This window comes from Hymenobacter sp. AT01-02 (assembly GCF_000961955.2).
GTDB lineage: Bacteria > Bacteroidota > Bacteroidia > Cytophagales > Hymenobacteraceae > Hymenobacter > Hymenobacter mucosus.
In genome coordinates this window covers 1-4,665 of the sequence record NZ_JZIR02000143.1, presented here as the reverse complement: position 1 = coordinate 4,665, position 4,665 = coordinate 1, and the positions used below count along the sequence as shown (strand labels likewise).

At 52.4% G+C, this 4,665-nt stretch carries 5 protein-coding genes; all 5 read right to left on the bottom strand.

Going from position 1 to position 4,665, the window contains the following annotated elements; translation table 11 throughout:
* Positions 1 to 240: 240 nt before the first annotated feature.
* Positions 241 to 681 carry a hypothetical protein gene (locus VI25_RS21270; RefSeq protein WP_045690840.1) on the bottom strand — a complete coding sequence of 147 codons (441 nt, stop codon included), beginning with the start codon at positions 679 to 681 and terminating at the stop codon, positions 241 to 243.
* A 558-nt stretch (positions 682 to 1,239) separates the two neighbouring features.
* Positions 1,240 to 1,980 (bottom strand): SDR family oxidoreductase, encoded by a 741-nt coding sequence (locus tag VI25_RS21265; RefSeq protein ID WP_055562849.1) that lies wholly within the window; start codon positions 1,978 to 1,980, stop codon positions 1,240 to 1,242.
* 133 nt (positions 1,981 to 2,113) lie between these two features.
* A complete protein-coding gene (locus VI25_RS21260) occupies positions 2,114 to 2,704 on the bottom strand; it encodes a TetR/AcrR family transcriptional regulator (protein ID WP_045690450.1) in 591 nt (196 codons plus the stop codon).
* A 293-nt stretch (positions 2,705 to 2,997) separates the two neighbouring features.
* Positions 2,998 to 3,441: a hypothetical protein gene (locus tag VI25_RS21255; RefSeq protein WP_055562848.1), complete on the bottom strand. Its 444-nt coding sequence runs from the start codon at positions 3,439 to 3,441 to the stop codon at positions 2,998 to 3,000.
* 942 nt (positions 3,442 to 4,383) lie between these two features.
* Positions 4,384 to 4,665, bottom strand: a 282-nt coding sequence (locus tag VI25_RS25380) for a VOC family protein (protein WP_045690453.1), incomplete at its 5' end; no start/stop codon positions are given.

Sequence of the window (4,665 nt, the reverse complement as noted above, 5' to 3'; positions counted from 1 at the left end):
AAGAACGCCGATATATGTGCGTAGTGCGCATTAGGGAGAGCACAATAGGTACCTGATCGAGGGCAGCAAGATAGGTCCAGTAAGAGAACGGGCATCTGGTACATGGCCCTACTTTTCGGCCTCCTCTTTCAATCAGAAATCAACTCAACCAAACTACGTTGCGTGGGGGCCACTTAGGTACACCTTCTTGACCCTTGGTGCCGAGTTAAGGATTACCACCCGTACCAGAGACAAGTGAGTTTAGCGAGTATTGGACCGGTGCCGGTTCCATTCGCTGAGGGCATCTTGGTAAAACCTCTGCATCTCCTCTTTGCTGCCGTCCATATAGACTCGGAACGTGGTCTGATCCTTTTTTCGAACCTGTAAGTAAGGGCAGTCGAAGTCTGGAACGTCAAAGACTGGGGCTAAAGCCGTAATATCAGAATAAAAGGCGCATTCGCGCTGGTGCTGACGGGTGTCACTCCCCTCGAGCCAATAATGAACCATGCGTTTATCGGTAAAGAAACTGCCAGCCTTTCGAAGCTTGAAATTCGAATAAAATCGGTGAACGGTCTCTTTTGGGTCGAGCATGCCCACTTCGCGGATAAAGGATAGCTCGTCAGGTGATAAGGTAGACTGCGTCTCAATGCGGTTGCACGAGAGCAGAAGCAAGGCAATGAAGGCAACACCGAAATACTTCATACAATTGATCAACAGGACCAAGCCCAGACAGGGGAAGAGGCACGCTTACTCATAAAGATATTTGACGATACAATTCCAGCTGTGGGTTGAGTTTTTTCGACAGCCCATAAAGCGTAAATCGGCCTGTTTTTACTACCCTTTTGTGAACAGGCAAAAGGGTAGTAAAAACAGGCTTAAAAACCAGCGTATTCGAGGCTGTTTGGCGGGATGCTCAGCGTGTCCATAAAACGGCCGCTTTCTAGACACTTCATTCCACATTTCAATAGGAACGATATCCCTTTTGATAGGCTTCGAATTTGCTCTTGGCAATAATCACTAAATCAATTGTTTAACTGCTTAGCGTGTAAAACCGCCCTTTTGGAACAAGAACCCCTATGAGCTATAGGGGTAGCGCAAGAGTAGGAACAGAACTTCTCGTTAGGGAAATCTAAGCACAACCAGTGCCTCAAAAAACGCCCGTTTAAACGCTGCTAAGGCAATTTTTAAGTACAGTAAGTTCTGGCCTGGCTCGAACCAGGCATAGCTAGTAGCTACTCCCTTATTTTATAGTATCAATCCCTAGCCTTGATTCATGGCCGCAAAGGCCTCGGCTGGCGCGGCGCGATGCAGCTCGTAGAACTGAGCTGTTTGACCAACCAAAATTTCGGCGGTATCCTGCTCCAGGCCCGCTACCAACTCGGTGGCCACATGCCGCGGCGGAATGCCGTTTTCACCCCCGACTTCCGTCGTAAAGTCAGTGTTCACCAGCGGCGGGAACAACTCGAATACTTTCACTTGTGTGGTTTGGGCCAGCGTGTGGCGCAGGGACTGGGTGTAAGAGTGCAGCGCCGCTTTGCTGGCCGCATAGGTAGGCATGACGGCCGCAGGTGCAAACACTACAATGGAGGTCACGTTGACGATGGCCGCCTCGGGCTGGCGAGTCAGTAGCGGCAGGAGTAGTTCGGTCAGCCGAATGGTGCCCAAGTAGTTAGCGGCCATTTCTTCCCCAGCTTTGATGGCCGCGTCGGCCCCGATACCCAACTGGTAGACGTTGCCATGTCCGGCGTTGTTGATGAGCACGCTCAGGTCGCTGAACTCGGCTTCGAGCCGGCGCACCAGCGCGGCAACAGATGCCGCATCCGTCAGGTCGGAGGGAATAGCCGTAACACCGGGTAGCTGCGCCACAGCCTGCTGCAAGCGGGCTTCACTACGGCCGGTGATGATGAGGCGGTTGCCTTTTTCGAGCAGGAGTTGCGCCGTAGCCAGGCCGATGCCAGAGCCGCCGCCCGTGACGAGGATGGTTTTATTGGAAATGTTCATGGTGGTTGAAAAATGGGTGAAAGAGCATTAAATAGACTTTTTGGTCTATTATTGAAAATAAATTTACGTGGTCAAGGCAGTAAACAGTCAGTTGATAAAAGACCGAAAGGTCTATTTTGAAAGCTAAAAAAGCCTACCCGAGCGAGTAAGCATCCAGCTCTTCTTTGAGGGTTTTAATCAGCCGGCGCATGGGCTGGCTGCTAGCCAGCACCCGGCACATAACGGTAGCGCCCTCCACTGCGACGTACATTTTGAAGGCAAAATCCTCGGCCTTGAGCGTAGCGGCAAATTCGCCCTGGTCAATGCCTGCCTGCAAAATGGCCGTAAAATTGGCGTGCAAGGCCTGCATCACGGCCCCTACTTTCTGCTTTACGGCGGGGTGGTTGTCGTCAGCTTCCACGGCCAAGTTGAAGATGGGGCAGCCGCCCACGATGGCCATGTCCAGCGGGTCTTGGCAAGAGTCCAGGTAGGCAAATATGCGGCCCTTAGCCGTAGTTGCCGCACTCATGACATCCTGGACGCAACCGATACTCTTGGCTAAGAGAAAGTCAACCGTGTGGGCCGAGAGGTCGTCTTTGTTTTCAAAGTGACTGTAAAGACAGCCCTTAGCTACTTTGGCCGCCTGCAAGATGTCATCAATGGTCGTACCGGCGATGCCCTTCTGGTTAAACAAAGGGGCCGCCTGCTCAATGATGTTTTGCTTAGTTCGCTCGGCTTTGCGCATGGCGGTGACATATTGGTGGTGCAAATATAGACTAAAAGGTCTTATTTAAAAATTGCCTCCCTTCATTCCTGTTTGCTGGCGAACCACAGCGGCAGGCCCCGAAATAGGGCCCCTCACCGGCAAAGTATCACGCCAGCAGTGGCCCCGAACAGCAGCCGAAACCCGCACTGATTCCAAGAGCAGGGATATAACGCCCATTATGTTAAGGGATGAAAACTAGAAGAGGAAAGAATTTTCTAGAGGCACCTACTCGCGAGAAAGTCATGTTTCCTCATCCCCATAAGGCAGCAGAGCTATGGTCGTCGGTAAGCGTAGAGGCGTAAGTTGTCTGCTGATGCATCAATCTGGAAATGACTGACCTCTTCTATTTTGAGCTGAATAGTATGAAGTTCTTGCGCCTCACCTGTATCGCGAGGGAATCTGGGGAAATCTAACCACTCAATTTCTTTGTAAACGGTCCAACCCAAGCGGGGAGTGCCAGTAATCATTGCTTCCATAGCATTAGCGTAGTAGTCAAATTGGTAGCTTGTCTCTTCACCAATAAGCAGCCACCGATCTACGTCAACGTCCTCCCAGATAAGCTTGACTTTACAGGCCTGTATCAAATCCCTATTCGCAATAAGGACTGCAATCAACTTCACCCACTTTGCATTGCTCATTAAAGGGTAAAGTTTGGCCGTCATGATGGCCCTTTCTATAGCCTTATCATCGGGTCTTGATACAAAAGGGCGTTTCATCGCAGAACTTGTCTAGTATCAATTAGCTAAGGAATTTGCCAGTCTGATAAGTCGTTTTTATGTTAATCAAATGCCTTGAGTTCGGCCTGTAAAACTTGCATGGCCTCATGCTGCCACCGATAAAAGGCACTCGCTAGTTCCTGTTCGATCTACTCCTGCGCTTGCTGCTGATGGCCACAACAGCGTTTTGATGGCGGGTTAGGAGTATGAACTTGCTCTTGTAGAATCTGCTGCAAAATAGTGGTAGGAGCATTAAGTAAAAGTCCAGAAGGAGGAAAAGGGTACTCAGGCAACTACCTGTTATCAATTACAAGTCAGCACCACCATTTCGCTAAGTTAATAGCTGGGATTGGCGGTGCTAGTTGAGAGCCTAAATACTTGTTAACCTGCTTTGATTCCGGTCATCGAGTGGGGAAATGAGAATCTTTTATCAGATCTCACAACGGGGATTTGATCCATTCTGGGAAGTGTAGCCCCCTACGTAAACGTTATCCTCTGGTAGGCACTGCTGATGAGTGCCGACGTATTGAACACTGGTCCGTGAGAAACTGCATGGGGGTAGGGATAGCAACTGGCAAAGAAGTACGGTAAGACTTGGCCGGATGACTGTGCCCAACCCGCAGGCGGCGAGCAAGCCCTACGCCGGGCCTGGCTGTACGTCAAACAAGTGGGCCAGCAGCGGGGAAGTGGTCAGCGCCTAGTCCAGCTGATAAAGGACCGCCGACTAGGGCTCCGGGCCGAATAAGCCAACTCATCCCGGTGAGTTCGGCAACAGCCCCGCCCGTTACCGTTTCCTGAGACACCTCACGCGCGCTAAAATCCGGCGCGGTGGCCCTAACGGGAATGACTGTTCATACTCTGGCGCGACCTCACGGGCTATTCGCTGCCGGGCCAAAGCGCGACCGGTTGACCGGCCGAGGCGCAGCTTTGGGCCAGCAGGCCTTACGCCGCTGGCTGTTGCGCAAACTTCTCGATAGCGTCCGCCGTGACCGGGGTGAAGAGGTTCACCAGATTGCCGTCGGGGTCGCGGAAGAGCAGCGAGCGGTTGCCCCAGGGCATGGTGGTAGGCCCCTGCACCAGCGCGCCACTAAGCCAGTCGGCCTGCCGTTGGTAGGTCGCATCGACGTCGGCCACTCGAAACTCGAGGATAACCGAGCCGTTGGCGGCGGCTGGGGGCAGCTGCTCGCCGCCGAGGGGCGCCAGGGTGCTGGTGTGGCCGATGGC

Bases quoted from the DNA above. Each gene is read 5' to 3' on its own strand.
- VI25_RS21255 (WP_055562848.1), bottom strand. From the start codon at position 3,441: ATGAAACGCCCTTTTGTATCAAGACCCGATGATAAGGCTATAGAAAGG.
- VI25_RS21270 (WP_045690840.1), bottom strand. From the start codon at position 681: ATGAAGTATTTCGGTGTTGCCTTCATTGCCTTGCTTCTGCTCTCGTGC.
- VI25_RS21260 (WP_045690450.1), bottom strand. From the start codon at position 2,704: ATGCGCAAAGCCGAGCGAACTAAGCAAAACATCATTGAGCAGGCGGCC.
- VI25_RS21265 (WP_055562849.1), bottom strand. From the start codon at position 1,980: ATGAACATTTCCAATAAAACCATCCTCGTCACGGGCGGCGGCTCTGGC.